The sequence below is a fragment of the Enterococcus sp. CWB-B31 genome (genome assembly GCF_020567645.1).
Classification (GTDB): Bacteria; Bacillota; Bacilli; order Lactobacillales; family Enterococcaceae; genus Enterococcus_L.
Map to the genome: position 1 here is coordinate 1 of NZ_JAJDJW010000014.1, position 25,423 is coordinate 25,423.

17 protein-coding genes are annotated in these 25,423 nt (G+C 37.8%); 15 read left to right on the plus strand and 2 right to left on the minus strand.

Annotation, left to right across the window (positions count from 1 at the left end; all coding sequences use genetic code 11):
• Positions 1–221: 221 nt before the first annotated feature.
• Positions 222–938, plus strand: a complete 717-nt coding sequence (locus LI954_RS11965; protein ID WP_202068414.1) for a Fic family protein — start codon at positions 222–224, stop codon at positions 936–938.
• 438 nt (positions 939–1,376) lie between these two features.
• Here LI954_RS11965 and LI954_RS16235 read toward each other — a convergent pair whose 3' ends face one another.
• Entirely contained in the window at positions 1,377–1,802 is a 426-nt protein-coding gene (locus tag LI954_RS16235; protein ID WP_324254760.1) for a restriction endonuclease subunit S, read from the minus strand.
• 525 nt (positions 1,803–2,327) lie between these two features.
• Here LI954_RS16235 and LI954_RS11975 point away from each other — a divergent pair.
• The 7 genes from LI954_RS11975 (at position 2,328) to LI954_RS12005 (ending at position 10,156) form a co-directional block, all read left to right on the plus strand.
• The gene (locus tag LI954_RS11975) at positions 2,328–3,932 is read left to right on the plus strand and encodes a hypothetical protein (protein ID WP_229444588.1); all 1,605 of its coding nucleotides are present in this window, start codon (positions 2,328–2,330) and stop codon (positions 3,930–3,932) included.
• A gap of 212 nt (positions 3,933–4,144) precedes the next feature.
• A complete protein-coding gene (locus tag LI954_RS11980; RefSeq protein ID WP_229444589.1) occupies positions 4,145–4,474 on the plus strand; it encodes a nucleotide pyrophosphohydrolase in 330 nt (109 codons plus the stop codon).
• A gap of 1,152 nt (positions 4,475–5,626) precedes the next feature.
• Positions 5,627–5,863, plus strand: a complete 237-nt coding sequence (locus LI954_RS11985) for a hypothetical protein (protein ID WP_202068420.1) — start codon at positions 5,627–5,629, stop codon at positions 5,861–5,863.
• Between the two features lie 97 nt (positions 5,864–5,960).
• A complete protein-coding gene (locus tag LI954_RS11990; RefSeq protein ID WP_229444590.1) occupies positions 5,961–6,668 on the plus strand; it encodes a hypothetical protein in 708 nt (235 codons plus the stop codon).
• A gap of 271 nt (positions 6,669–6,939) precedes the next feature.
• Positions 6,940–7,917 (plus strand): DUF975 family protein, encoded by a 978-nt coding sequence (locus LI954_RS11995; protein WP_229444591.1) that lies wholly within the window; start codon positions 6,940–6,942, stop codon positions 7,915–7,917.
• A 552-nt stretch (positions 7,918–8,469) separates the two neighbouring features.
• Positions 8,470–8,856, plus strand: a complete 387-nt coding sequence (locus LI954_RS12000) for a hypothetical protein (protein ID WP_229444592.1) — start codon at positions 8,470–8,472, stop codon at positions 8,854–8,856.
• A 337-nt stretch (positions 8,857–9,193) separates the two neighbouring features.
• Entirely contained in the window at positions 9,194–10,156 is a 963-nt protein-coding gene (locus LI954_RS12005; RefSeq protein ID WP_229444593.1) for an LCP family protein, read from the plus strand.
• A gap of 76 nt (positions 10,157–10,232) precedes the next feature.
• Here LI954_RS12005 and LI954_RS12010 read toward each other — a convergent pair whose 3' ends face one another.
• Positions 10,233–10,931, minus strand: coding sequence for a TIGR00266 family protein (locus tag LI954_RS12010; protein ID WP_202068425.1), 699 nt, complete (start codon positions 10,929–10,931; stop codon positions 10,233–10,235).
• A 195-nt stretch (positions 10,932–11,126) separates the two neighbouring features.
• Between LI954_RS12010 and LI954_RS12015 the strand changes: the two genes are divergently transcribed.
• The 7 genes from LI954_RS12015 (at position 11,127) to tkt (ending at position 25,385) form a co-directional block, all read left to right on the plus strand.
• On the plus strand, positions 11,127–12,017 hold the full coding sequence (locus LI954_RS12015; protein WP_229441981.1) for an ABC transporter ATP-binding protein: 891 nt from the start codon (positions 11,127–11,129) through the stop codon (positions 12,015–12,017).
• Between the two features lie 607 nt (positions 12,018–12,624).
• Positions 12,625–15,978: an RICIN domain-containing protein gene (locus LI954_RS12020; RefSeq protein WP_229444594.1), complete on the plus strand. Its 3,354-nt coding sequence runs from the start codon at positions 12,625–12,627 to the stop codon at positions 15,976–15,978.
• Between the two features lie 50 nt (positions 15,979–16,028).
• Complete coding sequence (locus LI954_RS12025; RefSeq protein WP_229444595.1) at positions 16,029–16,406, plus strand: hypothetical protein; 378 nt, start codon at positions 16,029–16,031, stop codon at positions 16,404–16,406.
• Positions 16,407–17,089: 683 nt separating this feature from the next.
• Positions 17,090–18,943, plus strand: coding sequence for an LTA synthase family protein (locus LI954_RS12030; RefSeq protein WP_420705983.1), 1,854 nt, complete (start codon positions 17,090–17,092; stop codon positions 18,941–18,943).
• 64 nt (positions 18,944–19,007) lie between these two features.
• Positions 19,008–19,769 carry a tRNA lysidine(34) synthetase gene (locus tag LI954_RS12035; RefSeq protein ID WP_229444596.1) on the plus strand — a complete coding sequence of 254 codons (762 nt, stop codon included), beginning with the start codon at positions 19,008–19,010 and terminating at the stop codon, positions 19,767–19,769.
• Between the two features lie 683 nt (positions 19,770–20,452).
• Entirely contained in the window at positions 20,453–23,164 is a 2,712-nt protein-coding gene (locus tag LI954_RS12040) for a cation-translocating P-type ATPase (protein WP_229444597.1), read from the plus strand.
• 229 nt (positions 23,165–23,393) lie between these two features.
• On the plus strand, positions 23,394–25,385 hold the full coding sequence (gene tkt / locus LI954_RS12045) for a transketolase (RefSeq protein ID WP_229444598.1): 1,992 nt from the start codon (positions 23,394–23,396) through the stop codon (positions 25,383–25,385).
• Positions 25,386–25,423: the final 38 nt, after the last annotated feature.

Here is a 25,423-nt window from a genome sequence, read left to right on the forward strand (position 1 = left end):
TACCAGACTGTCCTGATCAGACTACCACACACCAACTCACAATCAAATCAACAACGGAACGTAGAGATAACAGACATTTTTCACTTATTTCGAAAAGTGGCTAACTTGTTCTTGAAATTTGGGAAAAAGTATTAGTTAACCAATCAAAAAAGAAAAGTATACTTTGAAAAGCAGAATGTAGTACTAAATAAGAAATAGAGGAATTTTAGGAGGCGGCAAAAGTGAACTTAAGAGCACGATTGACACAGGAAAAAGGTGGAAATTTTTCTGGGGGTCTGTATTATTGGACACAGATTTTATTTGCCTATAATTCCAATCATATGGAAGGAAGTCAGCTTTCAGAGTCACAAACCAAACAAATTTTTGATAGTGGAACTTTTTTCCCTGATGGCAGTAAACCAATAAAAACAGATGATATTTTGGAAACATTAAATCATTTTAAAGCGTTTGATTATATTTTAGTACATGTAAACGAATCATTAACTCATGATTTTGTTAAGCATTTACATAGACTGTTAAAGCAGAATACCAGCCAGGAAGGCAGTGAATTATTCAGCACTGGCGAGTATAAGAGATTTAATAATCAAATAGGAAGCTTAAATGCTGCTCAAACGACCTCAGTAGAAGATGTTGAGAAAGAAATGACGACTTATTTTAAAAAGTACAAAGATATCAAAGATGAAGGAAAATCAATAGCCAAATTTCATTATGATTTTGAAAAAATTCATCCTTTTTCTGATGGAAATGGTCGAATAGGGCGTTTATTATTGTATAAAGAACTTTTAAGGATAGATGGAATACCACTGGTTGTTCGGGATGAAAATCGAGCTTATTATATAAGAGGGCTGCAAGAGTATGAAACAAATCAAGGATATTTGATAGATACGTTATTAAATGAACAGGACTATTACAGGGAATTGATTGAACGATTTAATTGATGTAGGTGAATAAATAGCTGCTTCATAAGATGTCTAAACAAATAAGTAAGGTAAGATTGTATTATTGAGGCTATTGAGTGATTAAGAGAGTAAACAAACTTACTTTCAGAAAAGAAGAGTACAGGAATGAAGAGTGAAAAAGATGCTGAACAGAAAAAAGCTGACTAGTCACTAAGCAGTCCAATATAACTATCCTATAACCCAAAACAACTGGTAATGTGCCAGTTGTTTTTTTGAAATAATAGTTTTTAAAAAATATTCTATTTGGTATCAATTTATGTTATCTATTACAAGGGGAAATTGATACTTTTAATTATCATAAATAAACGATTAGTACCCTGTTTGGAAATATTTTAAAATGAAATAATAGATTCCAAATTCGATCAATTAAACACAAAAGGAAGTTGTTAGAAATTACTTACTCATGATACAATCATGCTATAAATACTCATACTGATGAAGAACGACAGTATTATCAAGTTGTTTAAAGAATTTATCAATTTTATTCTGCTCTTCAATTTTCGGCATCAGTAGCTCTAAGCTATTCAAAATAGTTTGACTAACATTAAAACGGGTACTACCGCCTGCCTTTTTTTCTATTTGTTTTCTGTTGATAGAATTTAATGAAAGTTCAACGAAATGTGGATTAAACTCATTTATCTTCTTCCCTCGAATAGAAAATCCACTATATAAAGCATATTCTTCCTCTAAATAGGCTTTAGCCCATCTTACTTCTTCTGGAACTTCAGATGACCTAACGAAGACTAAAGCTCCATACTCAATTTTATTTTTTGCTTCAATTTTTGCATCAACTTGAACAGAATTTCGAATATATTCATACTTTATAGGCTGATCATCAAGGATATATCATCTTATGACCTTTACCATAATTCTCTTTTGGGGCATTAATACCATTTGAAAATGGCATCAGGCTAGATGACTCATGCAGTTCCCATGCGTTGAAAAATTTTTTTCTGAATAACAAAATCATATAAAAAATCAATTGCCAGAAATAAAGACGGTAATGGAATTCAGTAATTAATTCTTTTCTGTAGGATATTAAATGGGATTAATCCATCTTAAAAAAACTCCACGACACCTTATTCAAATAACTTGTTTTTTTATTACAAATGATAGTTGCTCCAGAAAAATATTAGTCCTGCCCGGTCCTCTTCCCAAAGAGTCCGCCGGCAGGCTTTTTATGTTTCAAGAAAGTTTCTCATTTGTTTAGAAAAAAATGAAAATTCGAGAGATTTTTCTAATGAAATATTGTTATAATATAATTTGAGAAAAGTGGGGAAATGGGAGAGAGAAATAAATCTGGAAGACAAGGACTGCTGTGATTCAAACATCGGAAGGTATAGATATTATAAAAAGGATGCGTGACTTATGAGGAAGGTATGGAAGCTGCATAAAAAACTGATTCTTTCCGGGACAGTGATTACCGGATTAACACTGGCTGCGGTGAGCGGACTCTGGCTTTTTAAATCTGAAGAGAGTGAGAGCCGATCTGGCAGAAATAGTCAGGGAGCAATGGAAACCAAGATAAAGGCATCTGATCAGGAGCTGAAGGATGAATTTCTTGTGTATCATTCAGATGGTTTTATGGGATTGATGGATGAAAATGGAGAAATCGTTCTTGATGCTGAGACAGAAAGAGTAAAAATAATTGAAAGTCTTCCAAACAGCAGCTGGTTTAAGTGTTCCAGAGGGGATTACACAGGATTTTATTTTAATACAAAAAATGAATGGCGAATAAGGACAGAAGAATTTTCGATGGGTGAAACCTCTTTTGTGGAATCGAATTACAGCTCTTATTATAATAGGGAAACTGGAAATTATGGACTTATTAGTAAAGATGGAAAGAATATCATTGAGCCTGGAAGACTCAGCGGACTCGAAACGTTAACAAGTAAGAATAATTATTTTATGACGGCTTCATTTGCTGATGGAAAGCAGGGGGTTTTTAATATAGAAGGCGAACTGTTAGGCAAAAAGTTTGATGATGTGGTTTTGCTTGATACATTTAACGAGCATATAAATGTAGTAGCTGCTCGTATAAATAAAGAGGAGTTTGGTATTTTCCACTCTGAGGAAGGATTAATCCTATCGCCCGAAGAAGTAAAAAAAGAAGGAATAAATTTTATTAATTCATATGGGGCTGCACCGGTTGCTCTCTATTCGACTGTTGAGGGAATGGATGGAATAATTGATCGAGAAGGGAAAATTGTCAGAGATGAAGAAGGAAATAAACTTCTGTTTCATTATATAAGCAATTTCAGCTCCAACGGTTATGCTTCCGCTCGAACACTGGAAGATGAAGCGGTGATTATTGATGAGACTGGTAAAATAGCAGCCAGCAGCTTAAAATTTAGCGAGAAAGAAATTCATAATATTTATGGATTTAACCTGGATGGGAAAGCGATAGCAGTATTTTTAAATGATGGGAAAGAAACATATGGTATGATTGATGAAAAGCTGACGATTCTCTCAACCATAAAGAATAAAGAAATATCTAAACCAAGTTATCTGGGCCAGGATCTGCTGTCAGTCAGAAAAAATTATAATGATGAATCGCCAGCCTTAATCACTTCAACGGGGAAAGAGCTTCTTTCACAGGAGGAGGCCGCAGAAGAAGAGATTATTGAGATCGGTCCTTTTACTAAGAATGGACTTTCCGTTGTTGCCAATGAAGAATATGACGAAGGGCTGCTTGATAAAAAGGGGAAGATACTTTTCCCAATTGAAGACGGAATAGTTATTAGTATTAATCAGATCAAAAATATTTTTGTAATTGAACGCCTAAATGAAAACAATAATACATCAGAGGTTATTTACACCAATATTGATGGTGCACTTCTATACAAAGGGTCAGAAGATGAGCAGCTGTTGATAGGAGAACGCCGGGTGATGATCGTTCATTCAAACGGTGAAACAGAAGTGTTTGACGAAAATGGCAGGACAATGGGTATTGTAAAAGTTGAAGCAGATTAAGAGAGATTAAACAAAGAGGCAGTAGTGAACTAAAGGGTTGGTGCTGCCTCTTTGAACGGCTGTGCAATAAAATCTTGGAGAATATCCACCTCAGCCGCTATTCTTATTTCTTTATGCCAAAGAAAATTACCGACAGTATTTGAAAAATAGAGTAAAATAAATAAAGAATTGTTTTTGGAACTTTAATCATAAATGATAGGAGAGGATGAATCATGGAAGATTTAATCAATGAAATAAATCATTTTAGAGATGAAAGAGACTGGCGTCAGTTTCATCATCCAAAGGATTTAGCGATATCAATCAGTTTGGAAGCTTCTGAATTATTGGAAAATTTTCAATGGTTGACTGATGGTGAGGCGCTTCAGGAAAATACAGAAAATATCCGACAAGAGCTGGCAGATGTGTTGATTTACAGTTTGATGCTGGCTTCTGATTTAAATCTGGATGTAAAAGAAATTATCCGAAGCAAGATGAAGCTGAATGCAATAAAATATCCTGTGGAGAAAAGTAAAGGAACTAAAGAGAAATATACAGAATTATAGACAAAAAGCACCTTGAACAGACGATTTACTGAAAAGTTAGTCGATCCGTACAGGGTGCTTTCAATTATTGAGTTACTGATACTGCAACTCAACCTGATTTCAGAAGAAGTAAAAAGAAAAGGTTGTCTCAAGAAACGGTCCAGCCAAACTTCTAAATGTGAAAGTTTAGTCTCAAATTGGAGTGAACAAAGAAATACTGACTGGAAATTCTCTGTAAAGTTCGGTACAATAGAGAAGCCAGTGCTTAAGTGCTGGTTAGGGCAAACTTGTTTAGAGGGTTGTGGCTGTCTAAACAGGGTTTCAAAGATTGGTTGGCGCCGATCTTTGAGATGCCCTTTTTTTATTTTACCTCTTTTTGAAAAAAGGCAGGATAGAAAGAAAAAACGATACTGGAAATATCCCAATATCGTTTACAATAGTTTTATTAAAAGCAATCACACTTCCCCCCTATTACAGGTGCACCTAAAAAAGCACAGGGTAATGGAGAACTGCAGGCTAATTGGTATACAATTCAGGCAGCGGATTACTGATACTATTGGCAACAGGTCGGGCAATTGTGGTTGTCTCAACATTCTTATGAAATGGTTGGCGCCAAATCAAAAGAGCCAATGTTACTATTAAATTATACTTTCTATCCTACCCTATTAGTATAAACGAACTAAATAAAAACGCAAGACAAAAAGTGAGAAAAATGAAAATGGTGAGGAAAGGGAAATAAAGTATAAGTAACTATTTTTTTTATTTTCCTTTAGTTCTTTTTTTTTGAAAAAGAGTCGACTTTGATGAATATAGATCTTCAATAAAGATTGTGATAATCGCTTGTTTCTGCGAATAGTTAAAGTGATGTTGAACAAATCATTGTGCCATATTTTTCTGATTAAATGGAATAGAACAGCCTGTTATTTTAGGGGAATCTGTAATTTCATATTCAAAATAGCCCTTTTTTCTCACGACTTTTATCCTTTTTGTAAAATTTTGATAAGATAATACAGTTTTTAGTGTTATTATTTTCTTATATTATGTATATCTTTGCTGCTTGGATATAGCAAGAGAAGAATAAGGGTAAATATTTTTAAAAGAGAAGCATAGAACCAAAAGAATAAATTATACATATAGGATGCTTCCTCTTTATAATTTGGAGTGATTATGTTCATGAGAGAAAAACAGGCAGAGCTGATCGTAGAGAATTCTTTAGCAGTATTAGAGCTTCTGGATAGAGAGTATTTTATAAATAGGGATGAGGTTACCACGATAAATGGCAATCAATGTGCACAGGAATCCGTCAATATTGCATTAAAAACAGCAAAAGAGATTCATTTGATTACAAGTAAATCTATTTTTCATTTAAGAGAGTTGGAATTGAGAGCGAATTGGAATGACACGTATTAGGATAAATACTGGTTGGTCGGTTTAATTAGTGCAGGATTAATCTGTTAAAAGTATCGCTGTGCGTTATCCAGGACGACAGAAATTTTAGGAGAGAGCTATGGTTATAGAAATGAATTTAACACTGGCAAGATTGCAGGTTGAAAGTATACGGGAAATGTGTCGGAGCCAATTACAGGTTTACGAACAGTTACAAAAAACAATTAAGCATTTAAGTATAACAATTAGTCGGGAGTCGCCGATGTATGATTCGACACAAAAGTATTTTGTTGCTGTCCTTTTACCTTTAGTCAAAGGAGCGGCTTTGCTAAGTGAACTGATTGTAGAGGCGAATGTGCGATTTATTGAAGAATATCTGGAAAATATAGACGATTGCAGCTTGAACTCAGCTGAGCTGGAAGAACAAATCAAATTATGGGAGCTGCAAATTACGACAAGTCAAATGAGGCTGAGAGCTTTGGCTGATTCTTCTATGGATCCACGAAATAAAGCTTTTCAGATCAGTGAAAATATGATGATTTTAGGAACCTATGGAGGAATTAAGGCAGAGTTGAAACAAAAGCTTGATCAGCTGATAAGTTTTCATAACAGCTCTTCAGCGATCTTTGATAAGGTTAATCAGCTAAATAGTATCTTAGAGCAAGGTTGCAGACAAGCTGACAGCTGTTGGAATGAGCGTGACAGACAATTTGTTCTTCCTCCTCAGGCAGAACTGCTTTGGGCGGCAAAGCTGGAGTATTGCTACTATATAAGAAAAAAACAAAGAATTGAAGACTCCGACGCTGTTCCGATTATCAATAAATTATAATAATGACTGAGGACTTTGCAAGTAGTTTTATTAAGAAAATATGCTGGGTCCTGATTAAGGAAGGCTTATAAGCTTATGAAGCAGCCCTTTTTGAGAGGATTGGATACAAAATGAATGAGCGTCATTAACTGCTTTATGAAAACTAAAATCAGCTTTTTCTGTTGTGCATTTCTCCGATATTCGATATAGTAAAGTTAGGTCCATCCAACAATAGAATGCCTATATTGGATGGGCTCAGAAATTGGTTGTTGAAAAGAAAAGGGGAAATAAAATGATTAGCAGCGAGATAAAAAAGAAAGCCAAACAATTATTGCATAAGAATTATGGACATTGGAGCACGCTTGTGGTAATTCCTTTTGTTTTATTGGGGATTTATTTCTTCTTTATAATGATTTTTTCCATCGCAGCGGCTACAATCAGCAGTCATACCTATTATGATGACAGCAATGTTTATCGTTCGTGGCAGGATGGCGGAACAAATAATAATACATACGGTGATTATTGGGATGGCTATGATGATGGTTATAATGATGGCTGGGACGATGGTTGGGATGAAGGCTGGGATGAAGGCTGGGATGCATATCATGAAGATGACTATTATTATGATGATGAAGAAAGTCCGCTGAATATCCATGTTCCATTGAGTACATCGACAGCAACTTTGTCAAATGAAAGCAGCATGTATCGTTCTTATCATAATTATGGGGACAGATCAGGCTTCATTGGAAGGTTCTTTGTTTTTCTAGTATGGCTATTGATTATGATTGTCATGGTCTTGTATCAGGGAATGATTAAATGGGCAGCTGTTGATAATATTGAAGGAGAACCATTTAGTTTAAAGCTAACCTTTAATAAATTCTTTAATGAAAATCGAAGTCGTGTAGTCAAAGCAAACTTGCTGGTATGGCTCTACACATTTCTGTGGGCGCTGTTATTCTATATTCCAGGAATTGTGAAACGAGTTTCCTACAGCATGACAAATTATCTGCTGCGAAAAGATGAAAAGTTGACGGCACAGGAAGCTATCGCGTTGAGTATGGAGTTAATGAAGGGATATAAGATGGAATATTTTATGTTTACTCTGTCATTCGCTCTTTGGTATTTCTCCGCTTTCTTTAGTATAGGTATTTCATTATTCCATATTATTCCATACTTCAGTGTTTCAGAGGCGTTGTTCTTTGATCAGCTGATTGCCGAAAAACACCATTTGTTCAGTCATGAACTGGAAGCAGGATTTACAGATTTCTAAAGAGTATAAATAATAAAATGATTCTGGGGAGAGCTTGATTTACCACTCAGAATCGTTTTTTTTTGAAAGATGGTATAGTTAGCAGAATGAAAAGGGGGCGGCTACTCGTCGCATGTCTTATGGTTATGTAAGAATTTGCTTCTGCGCTTCTCCGAATGCTTGTCACATGTCTTAGGGTCATACAAGACATGCCAACACTTTTCTAAATAGATGAGCTGCATTTATATTGATGTGGGACGTGTAGATACAAGGATTTTCTGTAGTAAAAAGTCAGTTAGCAGAATTGCCAGTTTTACTGTTACAGGAACATCAAGTGGAATGGTATGCGCAGCTCTGATGGGGATAAATTTGTCAAAAATTTATTCTATATAAAAGGACAGCTGTATGCGAACTGATGATCTCATAAATGTGCAGATATTCACTTTTAAATAGGAGATGGCTAATCACAGAGGTACATAAAGTGGAGTATCATTTATTCGGTTTTTAGGAGATGCGGTATAGTTCCCTTTCTGCACAAATAGTATTTAATTATGTATGAAAGGTGTGTAATAAATGAAACTGAATATAAAAGCATTAAAGAATAAATTCAAACAGGGAAATGTCATTCTTTTTTTAGTGAGTGAGGTGCTGATAAATCTGCTGCTTTTTTATCCGCTTGTATTTGCTGTGTCATTGGCAGAAGCGTCTGTTGGATTTTCCATTTTTAAGCTAATCATTTATCTTCCGTTTATCAGTTCAGCTTCCGGCTTGCTGGTGCTACTGATGACAAAGCCTCGCTGGATAAAACTTTTCTCAGGGTTATTTTTTCTGTCAAAAATCTTGTTGCTGATCTATATCTTCCTAAAGCTTTTTCAAAGCTGGTATGGCTGGCTGCTGCTCTTCTTTATTCTTGTAAGTTTTGGAATTATCGTGAGATTTTTGAAAAAAAAGGTTCATTAAGAATACAGGGATGTATTAAGAATGAATATCAATTATGGAGCTGATCCTCTTCAGATCGGCTTTTTTTGTATTTGTATGAACGGTAAATTTTATTGATATAAATTAATAATAATTGTTATTTTATCTAAATATTTTTCGTGTGAAAAACAGATGAAATTTTAACTATTATTTTATTGACTTCATTTTTTGATGTGGGTATAGTAAGAAAGTGAAAAAAAATAGAGAAATAATAAATATAATTGGGGATTTCTTACGAATATACTTAGTTGTACAGCCGTATAGTAAAAAGGACTTATTTTAGAACAATGGCTGAAAAACACTGGAAAGGGTTTAACCAATGAAAAGAAAAGCTAGAATGAGTATCATTATTTTTTTGTCGGCTGTCTTTATTTTGGATGCACTAGGCTGCTATGCAGCACTTACTTTTTTTAGCGCCAAAGAAAATGCAGAAGCAACAAAGAATAATGACTTTACAGGGGATGATTTACAGAATGATAAAGAGCTGACAATCATGCTGATTGGAACAGACACACGAGATGTTGACGTAGATGACGATGTATATGGTGGTCGTTCAGATACGTTGATGATTGCGCACTACGACACTACCAGTAAGCAGCCGAAGCTAATCTCGATAATGCGTGACAGCTATGTGAATATTCCGGGATACGGCTATGACAAGATTAACTCAGCTTATGCATATGGTGGAGCAAAGGTGATAAAAGAAGTGATAAATGAAAGCTTTGATCTTCCAATAAACTATTATGCAGTGATTGATTTCAGTCAGTTTAGCGGATTGATTGATGAGCTTTATCCAAAAGGGGTATCTATTGATGCTGAGAAAGATATTAATCTGGACGGTGTTGATATATACCAGGGTGAGCAGGTGATGGATGGTCAGACATTGCTTCAATACGCCCGTTTTAGAATGGATGAAGAAGGCGACTTTGGTCGTGTGCGTCGCCAGCAGCAGGTAATGGTTGCTTTAGCGGATCAGTCTAAGGATTTGGTTCCTTTACTAAAACTGCCAAAAGCAGCTGGAAAAGCAGCCGGCAAGCTTGATACAAATGTTCCGACGGATTTGATTATTGATTTGGCGAAGAATTTTCTGATTGGCAGAGTCAAACCATTGGAAATTTTATCAGTGCCTGTTGAAGGAAGCTGGAATTTTAACAATTATACTTCTTCAGGAAGTGTGATTGAAATTGATGAAGCCATGAATGCACAGGCAATAAAAGAATTCTTAAATGGTACTCAGACTGCTGAAAACACTGATCAGCAGATCGCTGACAGTAGACAATAGGAAGTAGTAAAAATAAATAAAAGACCCTTGACGGAGCTTTTTGAAAGTCGTCAAAGGGTCTTTTTGCATCAAACGATTATTTACCGGAAGTAATGAATGGAGAAAGCATTCCAGCCAGAGCTTCAACATTTCTTGTTTGAATAAGAACAGTTCCCCTGCCATGGAATTCATTAACCAGACCTTCACCTGTTGTGAAGCCGAACATACCGGAAGCCGCTTTAATATTGTATTCCAACGACTCAGACCAAGCTACTACGTGCTGGTTATCGATAATAAATGGTTGGCTGCCGTCAAGCTGAAGTTCTACAATGTCACCGTATGCATTAATTAAAAGTGTTCCTTTTCCTGATGTTTCCATAACGAAGAATCCACCGGTGCCACCGAAGAATGCGGTACTTATTTTTTGACGTTTCATTTGATACGAAACTGTTGAGTCGGCTGCCAGAAAAGCACCGTCATTTAAACGCCAATGTTCCAAACCAACATCCAGCTTTTTGATTGCTCCCGGAGTTCCCGGAGCCAAAGCGATTATGGCGTGATCACTCAAGCCTTTTGCCTGTGTAATAAAAAAGCTTTCGCTGCTTGCCATGGAACGCCCTAACGCACGAATTGCTCCGCCCAGACCTGATTGGCCATTGCTGTTCATTTTTCCTTCTAAATTAATTTGCCCATTGTGATAAACCATTGCACCACGTTCTAATTGAATCATTTCTCCATTTTTTAAAGAAATTTCAACCAACGGAAACAACGTGTTTTCTGTCATTTTAAATTCCAACAGTAATCTCCTCCTCGAATATCCTTAATTAAAATTTAACTATTTTTAATAACACATGTGCAAATAATTATAACTTTATTCCAAGATAATTCAAAGAAAATTCTAATTTAGAATCAGGAAATTCATAATAACTCAACAGATTCAAGATAAACTATAAGAGGATGTTGGGAGAAAATGAGGTAGGGAGTGAAAGTAATGAATGAAATACTAAAATTAACCGGTCTTTCCAAAAGCTATGGAACGCAGGAAATTCTTGATGAAATCAATTTTGTGATTGATACACCTGAGATTATTGCGCTTGTCGCACCAAATGGTACCGGAAAAACAACCCTGTTGAATTTAATTGCGGATATTGAGGATTATGATGAAGGAGAAGTGAGAATTTGTGGACGACCAAATTATGACTATCGGATTTTTTATGATATGTCATATCTTCAGGATCCGACAATCCTGTACCAGCATTTAACTGGCTGGGACCATATGGAATTTATTCGGCGGGAATATAAAAAGACAAAAGAAGAAATGACGGCTCTTGTAGAAGAACTTGGCATGACCGATTATATGGAGAAAAAAGTAAAAAATTATTCCTTGGGTATGAAACAGCACTTGCTTCTGGGAATTGCCTTAATGAATGATCCCAAGCTGCTTCTTATGGATGAACCCTTGAACGGTTTGGACCCAGGCAGTATTTTGCAGGTTAGAGAAATCTTAAGTAAGCTCCATAAAAAAGGGATAACCATAATCTTATCTTCTCACAATCTGGAGGAGATAGGAAAGATTACGGAAAACATCCTGTTTTTACATGAAGGAAAGCTTATCCCTAAGGAAAAAATAGATATTGATGAAATGGAGTATGAGTTTATTCTGTCAAATCAGGAACTTGCAGGTAGTTTTCTGGAGAATATCAATGTATCTTATCAAAGCTGTTCGCCTTATAAAATAAGGGGCTATTTTTACTCAGAACAGCTTCTGGCATTTCAGGCGTTTTGTGAGGAGCAGCATATTACGATCTTTGAACAGAGGATGGCAAAAGAGACACTGGAAATGATCTACTTTACCCTATTTTCAAATATGCAGGCAGTTTAAGCTGATAAAACTTGAATGAATAAAGTGGAAAAGAAATTCTAAAAATGTATTGCTGTTGATCATTATTTTTATTCTTTTGGGATTCATTTAGCTGATCGATAGGACAGAATCCGATGTATGGACAAGACTGATTTAATGAGCTGAAAGCAAATGTAGACAAAATTCAACAGCCCTGGAGATACGCAAGTCCGGCAGAGAGACACAACCTTCCTCAGTATTTTGGTGAGGGTGGGAAGCATAAAAATTAGAAAAAAGCGGAAATTTTGTGTAGTTATTTCCCTTGAATACTTTATAATTTTTTAAGGCTGTTCTTCATTTCGTGAAGAATAGTTTTTTTTTTTGAAAAACAGCTAATCAGAAGTGAATGTAAATAACTAACAGGATGGGTTATAGTAATCTTTAGCAATCAATTATATATATTGAATTATATGTCAAATGAATGGAGAAATAACGAGAAGGAACTTTACAGGTCGATTGCTCAGCGGTTTTTAAAAGCATTTATTTTTCTATGAAACAAATTTGTTGATAAAATTATATCGATAATGAGCATGAACTAAGGTAAACTATTTAAGAAGGAAAGTGTTATATAAAATTTAGGAGGACAAAAATGAAATTCTCAGGAAAATTGTTTTGTTTGGGTGGGGCAAGTCTGTTGCTTGCTAGTAATTTATTATTTCCAATAACTGTATTCAGTGAGGAAATACAAAATTTCAGTATAGTAGAAAACAGTTCAAATTCAATAGTGGACAACATCGATCAGAAAAGCTCCTCTCATGCTATTGAGGAAGCAGCAGATTCAGGTGTTTCTGAGCAGTCGGCGACAAAAAGCAGCATTGAAAATTCAATCAATGCTCAGCCAGAAACTGCGAGTTCTTCTACGGAGGACTCAATACAAGTTGAACCGGCGGATATCACTAACTTTTTAAATAAGGAAATCAAATTGATTCCTTTGGAAAAGCCTGAGAAACGATTGGCTTCAGATGAAGAAGGTGAGTTGATTCTTGAGGGTATCAGTGAAAGCAGACAACAAAATTTTAATATCGAACCTTCTGCTGACGGTTGGTTTACGGTTCAAAATGAAGCTACACAAAAATATTTAAGCATAGAAAAACGATCTGAAAATGAACAAACAATAGTAACGTACTCAGATACAGCGAATACAAATGAACAAAAATGGCTGTTTGTAGATGGCGAAAATGGTGAATATTTAATCCAGTCAAAGTCAGAACAATACCTGGAAACATCTGAAACAGGAACAATTGAACTGGCAGAGAAGACAGAAGAAAACAGTCAAAAATGGAAAGTTGAAGTAAGCGAACCTGCAGCTACAGAAGTAACTGCATTTTCTGCAGCTGCACCTGCTGAGATTGCTGTTGCAAATGGTACCTATCAGTTGCAGAGCAGCGGCTTAGGGATGTACCTTTCCATTGGTGATTTAAATAAAAGTTTGAAAAAACAGCTGATCATTTCTTCAGAAATGTACAGCAAATCCAGTGAATTCAAAATTACAAAGTCTTCCGATGGCTGGTATACAATTACGAATGCATACTCTTCTTTAGTTTTGGATGTTGCGGGAGCTTCAAAAAAAGCGCAGGCGGTTGTTCAACAGTATTCAGGCAACCAGTCGGATGCGCAAAAGTTTAAATTTTTAGATGCAGGTAACGGGGATGTTTTCATCAAATCAAAGCTTGGTACTGTCATTGAACGGACAGCAGGTCGACAAGCGGAGGGCACACTCATTCAGACATACACGCTGAATTATTCAGCAGCACAAAAATGGAAAGTTGCTGCTAAAGTGACGCCAAATGAAGTAAGTGTTGCAAATGGTGTTTATAATTTATCAAGTGCCGGGTTGAATAAGAATATGACTTTGGCAACTAATTCTACAGGAAACGGTGTCGGTTTGATTATCAATCATGTGGATTTTGACAATAAACAGCAGTTTAACGTGATAAAAGAATCCGATGGCTGGTATACGATTACGAATGAGTATTCAAAAAAAGTTTTGGATGTGAATGCGGCAAATTCGGGTAATAAAGCGAAGGTTCAGCAATATGCTTCGAACAAATCCGATGCACAAAAATTTAAGTTTATTAATGCAGGCAGTGGGAATGTGTACATTCTTTCAAAATTGGGAACTGTTTTGGAGAGAAGCGGAGGCGGAACAGAGAATCGAACACCTATTCAAACATATCGCCTGAATAAAACGGCTGCGCAAAAGTGGAAGCTGACAGCCCCACTGGAAGTTTCATTGATCAACATTGAAAATGGCGAGTATCAGATTAAAGGTGCAGGTACCAGCAAAGTGTTTTCAATTGGTGAACTGAATCGTTCAAATTCGAAGACTGTCCAGCTTAGGGATTCAACATACGGAAAAATTGATGCGTTTATTTTTACTAAGCAATCGGATGGCTGGTACCAAATAAAAAATAAATTTTCGGGGAAAGTACTAGACATTCAAAACGGGTCAGATAAAAACGGTACGAATATTCAACAATATACAAGCAATAATTCTGAGGCACAGAAGTTTCGCTTTATTGATGCAGGTGATGGCTGTGTTTATATTAAATCTAAATTAGGGCCGGTGCTGGAAAGACCGGGAGCATCTGTATCAGAAGGACTGGTTATTAAGACGTATGTCTGGAACAAAACGGCAGCGCAAAAATGGAAAATTGAAAAACAGGGAACCCCTAATGTTGTCAAGCCAACAAGTGGAAATAGATACTTTATAGAGGCAGGAACAAGCTCAAACTCTGTACTTGATGTTTCAGCGGGCAGTACAGCAAATGGCGCCAAAGTTCAACTTTGGACTGAAAACAAAGTGAATCAACAGAAATTTATTCCTCAGGATTTGGGGAATGGCTGGTATAAACTGGAAAATGTGAAATCTAAAAAGGTCCTTGATATTTCTGGCGGCAGCAGTGATGCAAAAGTTTCAGTTCAGCAATATTCATGGAATTCGTCTGATGCACAGCAATTTCGATTTATCAATGCCGGGAGCGGCTATGTCTATATTCAAAGCAAATTGGGCAGCTACCTGGATATTATTGGAGGCTCAACGAAAGACGGAACGAAGCTTCAGACATATAGCTTGAACAAAACAACCGCTCAAAAATTCAAGCTTCAAAATATCAGTTCGGCGAATGCACTCCGGACAACAGTATTGAGTAAAGATAAAGCACGTGTTACGGTATTCAATCCAAACAGTGGAAAAGCAGACGGTATAAAATTTCCTACGTGGAGCAGAGAGAATGGTCAGGATGATATCAAATGGCTGAACGGAACGAAAAATTCAGATGGATCATGGTCGGTCACGGTGAATTCTGCTGACTTTAAACACGCAGGTCATTTTGATACACACGTCTATGTTAAATCCGGCGGTACGGATGTTTATGTGGGTAAAACCAGTTATAAACTGGAAAAAGTTAGAACAGAGCAGGACAATATTAATGACCGCCTGGCAAAACCGCCGTACTATTATTCACAGCTGGACAGCAGATGGAGCAGACTGACTTTTGGAACTTCAAAATTCGGACCTTCCGGATGTGTACCGACCAGTATGGCAATGGTCTTGAAGGGTTCTTATGGAATGAATGTAACACCTGTTGACACAGCAAACCGGGTATTCAGTTATGGGGGCTTCAATCAGCAGTATTTTGGCTCATCCGGTACTGACTTGGTTAGAGGAATGAGAGCCTATGGACGAACCATTACAAATATAAACAGCCTAAGCGAGCTGAATGATTATCTGTCAAAAGGTTATCCGGTTATTATGCTGGTAGATGTTGGTATTGGGCATGCGATTGTGACTCATGGTTATTCCAACGGTAAAACAAATGTTTATGATCCTTATGGCAGACAATTTTATAATGGCTGGGTTTCAACCAGTCAACTTTGGAATACACCATCCAAAGATTCAATTGACTGGTCTGCGGGAAGACCGTACTTTGTTATTAAATAGAGTAAGGATAAAGTTGACAGGATATAAGAATGAAGGAGGGTATTAGTATTATGAAAAAAATCTTAACATTGGCTCTTACTGTTTTATTTATCGGAACTTTATCAGCCTGCAATAAATCGAAGACTAAGGAAACAAATACTACGGCAGAATCATCTGCACAATCCAATGAAACAAGTTCTTCTATAAGCAACGACTCTGTCAGCAGCGACCAGCAAAATACCTCAGAGCCGGCAACCACGATTTCTTCAGTTGATGATGTCAGAAAAGTTACGCCTGAAGAAGATGTTTCCACGTTAAGAAGACAACTGTATGAAGCAGGAATTAACTCAAGTGGTATGACCGATTCTAAAATCGAAGAATACGCAAAGCAGGCGAAAGAAAAAGATATTGATTTTGTTACTTATGTGGAAGAAAATATTTTAAACTAGTGTGTTGACCGAATTAAAAACAAGTTATGCTTCCAATCCAAGAAATGTGCAGCCAGTACGGGAGCAACTCGGAAGAAAATGCCGATTATATCCCTAACTGGAGTCAAACTAGGTGTAAAACAGTGCAACATTTAACTAAGCTCGCTTCTTTCAAGGAATACTTATTGAAGCTGCTCGTTCTTGCCATTGAAGCATACATGTTAACATTTTTTACCATTGAATATCATTTATAAACGATCTTTTATTATAATTTATAATTTGGTCAGAGCACTAGGACGTGTCTGAAAACTCAACCGGGAAATATTTTGATGATTTTTAATAGAACTCATTGTCATAAATACTCATTTATGAACCACATAAGCTGTTTTTTTCCTTGATTTCAACAAAAATTACTGAAAAATTCGAATGCCGCTACCTTTTCAGACACGCCCTAATAATGATTTGTAAATTATTGAGAATGAAGAGAGTGGAACAGAAATAAAAGATTCAAACTCTCTTCATCTATCTGTTTTTTACGTGAAAAATCATTTTTTGTATGTGAGTCATACGTAGAGATCATAGAAAGAAGAAAAATAGTTTTGGTTTCGTTTAAGACAAAAATAGAATCTTTACTTTTTAAGAATGAACACATAGAATAATAGAGTGTCTATTTTACTTAAAGGAGATTGTTTGTGCATACATATATAAAGAAAATAAAAGACTTTTTTGGAAAAATGAAATGGAAAGAAGGACTGCTGATTGTTGGCATACCGCTAATGATTCTAATCAGCAACTTATATTTACAGATGTGTCAAAATGACCTGTCTTTTGACTTGGCTTTTAAATTTGCTTTTTCATGGCATACAGAAAAATTCCTTTTAGGATGCCTGGTTCTTGGAACATTCCTGCTGTTTTTAGTAGCTTTATCTGGGTCGATAGGCTTTGGCAGCTTGTTGTATGTCATTATTATCGGAGTGCTGGGCTTTGCTGATTATCAGAAGATGTTTTATCGGCTTGAACCCATCTATCCCGATGATTTAAAAATGATAACCGAATTTGGACTGCTAAGGGAAATGATTGGAACGGTACTTTTTGTGGTGATTATTGGAATCAGTTTGGCTGGCTTGGGGTTATTCGGTTGGGCCATCTATAAAAGCTTTTCCAAGCCAAAGAAAACACAGATCATCAGAGGAGCTTTGTTGATTTGTTCTGTTGGATTAATGTTCTATTTCAGTGATTTTAACAATCCAAATAATCTGCTTAGAAAAGCATATAACAGATCAGCCTTCTGGATTCCTTACAGTCAGAAAATGAACTATTATAATACCGGATTTATTGGCGGCTTTCTCTACAATCTAAAAGTTACTGCTATGGAAGAGCCGGAAAATTATTCAAAAGAGATTATTGAAGAAATAGTCGAAACATACACTGCAGAAGCAGAGAAAAAGAATCAGGAAGCTGTTGAGGAAAAACCAAATATTATTTTTATAATGAGTGAAAGCTTTTCTGATCCGCTGGCACTCGAAGGAATTACTGCTGATAAGAACCCGCTGGCAGAATATAAGTCAATTGCTGAGCAGACTTACAGTGGTCAAATGCTTTCTCAAAATTATGGCGGAGGTACAGCGAATATCGAATTTGAAGCATTAACCGGCTTGTCCATGGAGCTTTTCAATGCGCAAATGACAACGCCATACACCATGCTTTTGCCAAATATGAAGGAGTTTCCTTCGATCGTTTCTTTCTTAAAAGAAGAGGATTATGCAACGACAGCAATTCATCCTTACAATACCTCGATGTATAAACGGAAAGATGTTTACACTATGCTTGGTTTTGATGAATTTATTTATGAAGACACAATGGAACATACTGACAAGATTGAAAATAATTCGTATATTTCAGACGCAGCAGCTTATAAGGAAATCATGGGTTTGTTGTCAGGGACGTCTGATCCGCAATTTATTCATTTGGTTACCATGCAGACGCACATGCCATACAGCGATAAGTATACAACCTTGAACTACTCTTCTCAAAGTACTGAAAATAAGTACAGCATCGACAGCTATATGCAGGATATTGCATACAGCAGCGAAGCACTGAAAGATTTTATTGAAGAGCTGAACCAGCTGGATCGGCGAACACTCGTTGTATTTTGGGGAGATCATCTGCCTAGTATTTATTCAGAGGAACTTCAGGCTGCCAACGAAGCAGATGCTAAAATGCACAGAACAGAATTTCTCATGTATGATACAGCCCATCAGCTATCTGAAAAAACAACACATGATGCAATCACGAGTCCATACTACTTTGCACCATCCTTGCTTGAGCAGAGCAATTTGAAAACATCCGGCTTCTATCAGCTGCTGTTAAATGTTCAGGAAGCAATCCCTGCATTTGAAAAAGGAATTTACTATGTTGGTGATCAGTGGAGTAAGGAAATGAAGCTCAGCAATGAGCAGGAAGCCTATTATGAAGCTTACCAGCTGGTTCAGTATGATTTGGTATCAGGAGAAAAATACAGCTTGAAAACAGATTTTTATAATTCAGCTTTTGAGTAGACGAGATGCCCGGTCATAATTCTGCGTTTTTCTCAATAGAATGATAGGTAAGAGGAGTACTAAAATGAGCTTTAAGAAAAAAGACAACTCAATTTATTATAACCCGATTCGCCGTGCGGTCTTAAATTATCAAATGATTCAGCCTGGAGAGAGAGTTGCAATTGGAATGAGCGGCGGGAAAGACAGCACCAGTCTGTTTTACTTTTTAGATACTATCTCGAAGCAGGAACGGTTGGGCTTTTCGTTTGAAATTGTGCCAATTTCTTTGGATATGGGATTTGATATGGATATTCGCCCAATGCAGGACTTTGTGGAGAAGCTGGGCTATTCACTTGATGTTGTACCGACCAATATTGCCAAAGTGGTCTTTGACATCAGGGAAGAGCGTTCCCCCTGTTCTTTGTGTGCAAAGCTGAGAAGAGGGATTCTGTATAATCGTGCTAAAGAGCTGGGCTGTAATAAAGTGGCGCTAGGACATCATTTGGATGATGCAATTGAAACGTATTTCATGAACTTTCTCTTTCATGGAACGATGGAAAGCTTTGAGCCGAAGAGCTATTTGACAAAAACAGCGGTTACCTTAATTCGTCCGTTGCTTTATCTTCATGAAACGGATATTGTCAAGTTTGTGAAGCGAGAAGAGCTGCCGGTGATATTCAATCCCTGTCCAGTTGATAAAAAGACAAAGCGGGAAGAAATAAAGCGTTTGGTTACAGGGCTTTCAGAAAAGTATCCGGATATTCGCGAGAAATTCATCATGGGAATGGAACAGGGAGCGCAAGAAAATTTCTGGATAAAAAGTCTGAAATTCAAGGATGAAGGGTAGGGAATCAGGCGGTTTAACGCGAAGAAAATTGAGATTGGTAAAATCTTGAAAAAACGAATAACTGTGCGGCTGTTTCTTTATTTTAAGGTCGTGACAAAGCTGCTCCGTGCTCCTGCGGTTACTCGTCGCAGTTAAGATCGTGCAAGTGCTCCTGCGGTTACTCGTCGCAGTTAAGATCGTGTAAGTGCTCCTGCGGTTACTCATCGTATGTCTGAGGGGCATATAAGAACTTGTTCCTATGCTTCTTACGAATGCTCGGATCATACAAAGACTGGAACGCTTTTTATTCGGTTTTAAGACTTCTAGATATACTAATTCCACAGTCCAGAGAAAATTAAGTCATTTTATTTGAGTGAATTACTGACCTCATGAAAAAAGAAAGCATGAAAATTTACTTTTAGACTTGAAAAACGGATCGCTGTCAGTCATAATATTAGAAACGGTAATTTTTAAAAACAGTTGTTGTTTTTAGAGATTATTCTTTCATGAGGGAGTAACTGGCAGCTGAAGAGCTGTGGCAGCATCACCAACACTGGAATTCGTTCCCTGGTGTTGTCTTAAACAGTGAGACTTATGTGTGTACTTAATTTTTAAGTAGCATGCAGAAGTCTATTTTTTTATGTTTTGTAAAAAATTAGGTAAAATAGACTGGAAAGCAGCTGCAATGTTCAAGGAGGAAGAAAATGTCAGAACAGAGAAGAGTACAATTATCAGAAGCATTTTATACGCAATCGGAGGAAATAGTGCTGGAGAAAATGACCACCAGTGTTGATGGTCTTTCCGAAGAAGAGGCGAGAAAGAGACTAACTGAATACGGAAAAAATGCATTAGAGGAAGGCAAGAAGAAATCAATTTTTGTTAAATTTTTGGAACAATTCAAAGATTTTATGATTATCGTATTACTTGCTGCAGCGGTAATCTCGGCTTTATTTTCTCATGAGATTGTTGACTCGGTAATTATTTTACTAGTGGTGGTTCTGAATGCTGTTTTTGGTGTTGTTCAGGAAGCTAAGGCGGAAGAAGCGATCGAAGCGCTAAAAGAAATGTCTTCGCCAAATGCCAATGTTCGTCGTGATGGGCATGCTCTTTCCGTTAAAAGTGATGAACTGGTTCCAGGCGATATTGTATTGCTTGATGCTGGAGATGTGGTTCCGGCGGATCTTCGATTACTGGAAGCAGCAAGTCTGAAAATTGAAGAGGCTGCGTTAACCGGGGAATCCGTACCTGTTGAGAAAAAAGCCGGCACATTGGAGCAGTCGGCACAGGAAATTGGAATAGGTGATCGTTTGAACATGGCTTATTCCAACAGTAACGTAACTTATGGTCGTGGTGTAGGAGTTGTTGTCGGTACAGGAATGAATACGGAAGTTGGGAAGATTGCCGGGATGCTTGCTGGTGAAAAGGAACAGGAAACACCGCTCAAGCAGAACTTAAACCAGCTGGGAAAAGTTCTGACTGTTGCAATTCTGATTATTGCAGTGATTATGTTTGCTGTCGGATTAGCAAACGGCAGAGATTGGGTGGACATGCTGCTGACGTCTATTTCGCTGGCAGTAGCTGCCATACCGGAGGGGCTGCCAGCTATTGTAACGATCATTCTGGCGCTAGGCACACAGAAAATGGCAAAGAAAAATGCGATTGTCCGCAAACTGCCTGCGGTGGAAACTTTGGGCAGTACAGACATTATTTGTTCGGATAAAACCGGGACATTGACATTAAATCAAATGACTGTTGAAGTGCTGTATGCGAATAATTATTTGGCACCCGCTTCACAGGCTGTTTCGTCCGATAATATGGCATTAAAGATTATGACCTTTGCTAATGATACAAAAATTTCTCAAGACGGTACACTCATTGGAGATCCAACGGAGACTGCACTGGTACAGTTTGGACTGGATCACAGCTTTAATGTTACGGAGAAAGTAATGGCTGAACCACGTGTGGCTGAAATTCCATTTGATTCCGATCGGAAATTGATGACGACGGTTCATCAACTTGAAAACGGCAAATACTTGATTGCTGTGAAAGGCGCACCGGATGAACTGCTGAAACGCTGCAGTCAGATCGAAATAAATGGTCAAACAGCGGTTATTAGTGAGAATGACCGTAAGGAAATACTTTTAAACAATACGAAAATGGCGAAGCAGGCACTTCGCGTTCTGGGAATGGCTTATAATTATGCTGATACAGTACCATCTGAAATGACTTCTGAATCAGTGGAAAAAGACTTGATTTTTGCTGGTTTGGTTGGAATGATTGATCCGGAACGGAAAGAAGCTGCAGCGGCAGTGAAGGTTGCCAAAGAAGCAGGTATTCGTCCTATTATGATTACAGGAGATCACCGTGAAACAGCTGAAGCAATTGCTGCAAGACTTGGTATTATTAAAGAAGGGGATGACGCTGCGGTAATTACCGGAGCGGAGCTGAATAATCTTTCTGATGAGGTGTTTGCAAGTACTGTCGGTAAGTATTCTGTCTATGCTCGTGTTTCACCTGAACACAAGGTTCGTATTGTCAAAGCATGGCAAAATGAAGGGAAAGTAGTCGCCATGACTGGTGATGGGGTTAATGATGCACCTGCGTTAAAAGCTGCAGATATCGGTATTGGAATGGGCATTACAGGTACGGAGGTTTCCAAAGGAGCATCTGATATGGTGCTGGCAGATGATAACTTCTCAACGATTATCGTTGCGGTGGAAGAGGGACGTAAAGTCTTCTCCAATATTCAAAAAACGATTCAATACTTGTTATCCGCGAACCTTGCAGAGGTATTGACGCTGTTCATTGCCACCATGTTGAATTGGGATACATTACTGCCTGTTCACTTATTATGGATTAATCTGGTAACAGATACTTTCCCTGCAATTGCATTAGGTGTTGAGCCGGCAGAAAGTGATGTTATGAAGCAGGTGCCAAGAGGAAAGAATTCCAATTTCTTTTCAGGCGGTGTACTGAGCAGTGTGATTTATCAGGGAGTACTCCAAGGCGGACTGATTCTGTTTGTGTATCATCTGGCCATCACGAATCCTGCTCACACTGCAATAAATATGCCGAATTTATCTGCACAGGCACTATATGACCTGCAGCATGGCGATGCATTAACAATGGCATTTGCTACATTAGGGCTGATTCAACTGCTTCATGCATTTAATGTGAAATCAATCCATGAGTCTATTTTTACAGTTGGTTTGTTCAAGAACAAGACCTTTAACTGGGCGTTGTTAATTTCTGCGCTGCTGCTAACCGCAACGATCGTGGTTCCGGGCTTTAATGACCTGTTCAGAGTAACTACGCTTGATCCCTATCAGTGGATGATTGTGGTATTGGCATCTGTGTCAATTATTCCGATTGTTGAGATTGTTAAATTGGTTCAGAGACGAACAGGCAAGGCATAATTTCTTAAAAATCAGGATATCAGTACTTTAAAAAAGAAGAAAAGGAAAATTTTTTTCCAGTTCATTAGATTGAGTATAAGACAAAGCCGTTTGAAGGTGGTCTTATACTCTTTTTCTTTAATTCATATTGCCTTTACAACAGAATTGAAACATGCTAAACTCGTAAATGAGCAATAACGAGTTGTTTTTTACGAATTCAAGCTCTTAAGAGCAGAAAGAGGCTGTAAGAATGATAAAAGAAATAGAGAACAGAGCTGTTGCAGGGATTAGGAGTTTGGCAATTGATATTGTGGAGAAAGCAAACTCGGGACATCCGGGAATGCCGATGGGCGCAGCACCAATGGCTTATACTTTATGGGCAAAGCAAATGAAGTATGCTCCCACTGTTCCAAATTGGATTAATCGGGATCGATTCATTTTAGCTGCTGGACATGGTTCTGCGCTGCTTTATTCGTTAATGTACTTGTTTGGTTATGAAGAGATGACTGTTGAGGAGCTGAAACAGTTTAGACAGCTGGGCAGTAAAACACCTGGACATCCTGAATATCTGCATACAGCCGGAATTGATGCTACAAGCGGACCTTTGGGACAGGGAATTGCCATGTCTGTGGGGATGGCTATTGCTGAGGCGCATCTATCAGAAACTTATAACAAGAAAGAGCTGAATCTCATTGACCATTATACCTATGCGTTATGCGGTGATGGGGATTTAATGGAAGGAGTTACCAGCGAAGCTTCTTCTCTGGCAGGTCATTTGAAACTTGGAAAGCTGATTGTTCTTTATGACAGCAACGATATTTCTTTGGACGGTAAATTGAGCCAATCCTTTTCTGAGGATGTTCAAAAAAGGTATGAATCCTATGGCTGGCAGGTCCTAAGAGTTGAGAACGGTAATGACATTGAGTCCATTGATGAGAAGATTAAAGAAGCCAAAGCGAATCTTGAACAGCCGACTCTAATTGAAATCAGAACAACAATCGGATTCGGCTCACCAAATAAAGCCGGAGCTTCCAGTTCCCATGGCGCACCTTTGGGGGCAGAAGAAGCTGCTAAAACAAAAGAAAACTACGGCTGGTCAGAAGAGCCATTTGTTATTCCAGAAGATATTCTTGAACATACACGCGCTCAGATTGCAACTGGGAAAAAACTTGTTGAAGAATGGAATCGGAAACTTGAAGAATATCAGGAAAAATATCCAAAAGAAGCGAAAGAATTTGAGCAGGCAATCAACTTTTCTCATGATCTGTCACAGCTCTCCTATCCGGACTATGAAGCAGGACAAACGCTGGCGACTCGAGTCTCCTCCGGGAAAGTGCTGAATCAGCTTGCAGTGCAGATTCCATCGATGATTGGCGGTTCTGCTGATTTATCCAGCTCAAATAAGACCTATCTGGCTAATACAGGGGACTTCAGCTCGTTTAATTACCGAAACCGCAATATCTGGTTTGGTGTTCGGGAATTTGGAATGGCAGCAATTTCCAATGGGATGCAGCTACATGGCGGATTGCAGGCATTTTGCTCCACATTTTTTGTCTTTTCCGATTATCTTCGTCCGGCAATTAGGATGTCAGCTTTGATGAAGTTGCCTGTGACATATATCTTTACCCATGACAGTATTGCGGTCGGAGAAGATGGACCAACGCACGAACCGATTGAGCACTTGGCAGCATTACGTGCAATGCCGGATGTAGATCTGATTCGACCAGCTGAAGGAAAAGAAGTGATTGCAGCATGGAAAGCTTGTCTTTCCAACAGAGAAGAACCAACGATTTTGGCATTAACCCGTCAGGATTTACCAACACTTTCTTCTGATCAGAAAGTCATTGATGCAGGGGTGTCCAAGGGAGCCTATATTGTTTCTGAAGCAGGAAATGACAGAATAGACGGGTTGCTGCTTGCGACAGGCTCGGAGGTTCATCTGGTAATTGAAGCACAGAAAAAACTGGAAGAAGAAGGGATCTTTGTCCGGGTAGTTTCAATGCCCAGCTGGAACCGGTTTGAAAAGCAAAGTAAAGAATATAAAGAGTCTGTTCTTCCTGAAAAAATCACCAAACGTTTGGCTGTTGAAATGGGCAGCAAATTTGGCTGGAGAGAATACATTGGCAGAGAAGGCGAGGTGCTGTCCATCGACCGTTATGGAGCTAGTGCCCCAGCAGAGCTGCTTATGGAGTCATTTGGCTTTACAGTGGAAAATGTTGTGAATAAATATCGATCTTTGTGAAAAAATAAAACTTGAATTTCTTTATTTTAATGTTATAC

Coding starts and splice junctions, on each gene's coding strand:
- LI954_RS11975 (WP_229444588.1), top strand. CDS start 2,328: ATGAGGAAGGTATGGAAGCTGCATAAAAAACTGATTCTTTCCGGGACA.
- LI954_RS11980 (WP_229444589.1), top strand. CDS start 4,145: ATGGAAGATTTAATCAATGAAATAAATCATTTTAGAGATGAAAGAGAC.
- LI954_RS11985 (WP_202068420.1), top strand. CDS start 5,627: ATGAGAGAAAAACAGGCAGAGCTGATCGTAGAGAATTCTTTAGCAGTA.
- LI954_RS11990 (WP_229444590.1), top strand. CDS start 5,961: ATGGTTATAGAAATGAATTTAACACTGGCAAGATTGCAGGTTGAAAGT.
- LI954_RS11995 (WP_229444591.1), top strand. CDS start 6,940: ATGATTAGCAGCGAGATAAAAAAGAAAGCCAAACAATTATTGCATAAG.
- LI954_RS12000 (WP_229444592.1), top strand. CDS start 8,470: ATGAAACTGAATATAAAAGCATTAAAGAATAAATTCAAACAGGGAAAT.
- LI954_RS12005 (WP_229444593.1), top strand. CDS start 9,194: ATGAAAAGAAAAGCTAGAATGAGTATCATTATTTTTTTGTCGGCTGTC.
- LI954_RS12015 (WP_229441981.1), top strand. CDS start 11,127: ATGAATGAAATACTAAAATTAACCGGTCTTTCCAAAAGCTATGGAACG.
- LI954_RS12020 (WP_229444594.1), top strand. CDS start 12,625: ATGAAATTCTCAGGAAAATTGTTTTGTTTGGGTGGGGCAAGTCTGTTG.
- LI954_RS12025 (WP_229444595.1), top strand. CDS start 16,029: ATGAAAAAAATCTTAACATTGGCTCTTACTGTTTTATTTATCGGAACT.
- LI954_RS12035 (WP_229444596.1), top strand. CDS start 19,008: ATGAGCTTTAAGAAAAAAGACAACTCAATTTATTATAACCCGATTCGC.
- LI954_RS12040 (WP_229444597.1), top strand. CDS start 20,453: ATGTCAGAACAGAGAAGAGTACAATTATCAGAAGCATTTTATACGCAA.
- tkt (WP_229444598.1), top strand. CDS start 23,394: ATGATAAAAGAAATAGAGAACAGAGCTGTTGCAGGGATTAGGAGTTTG.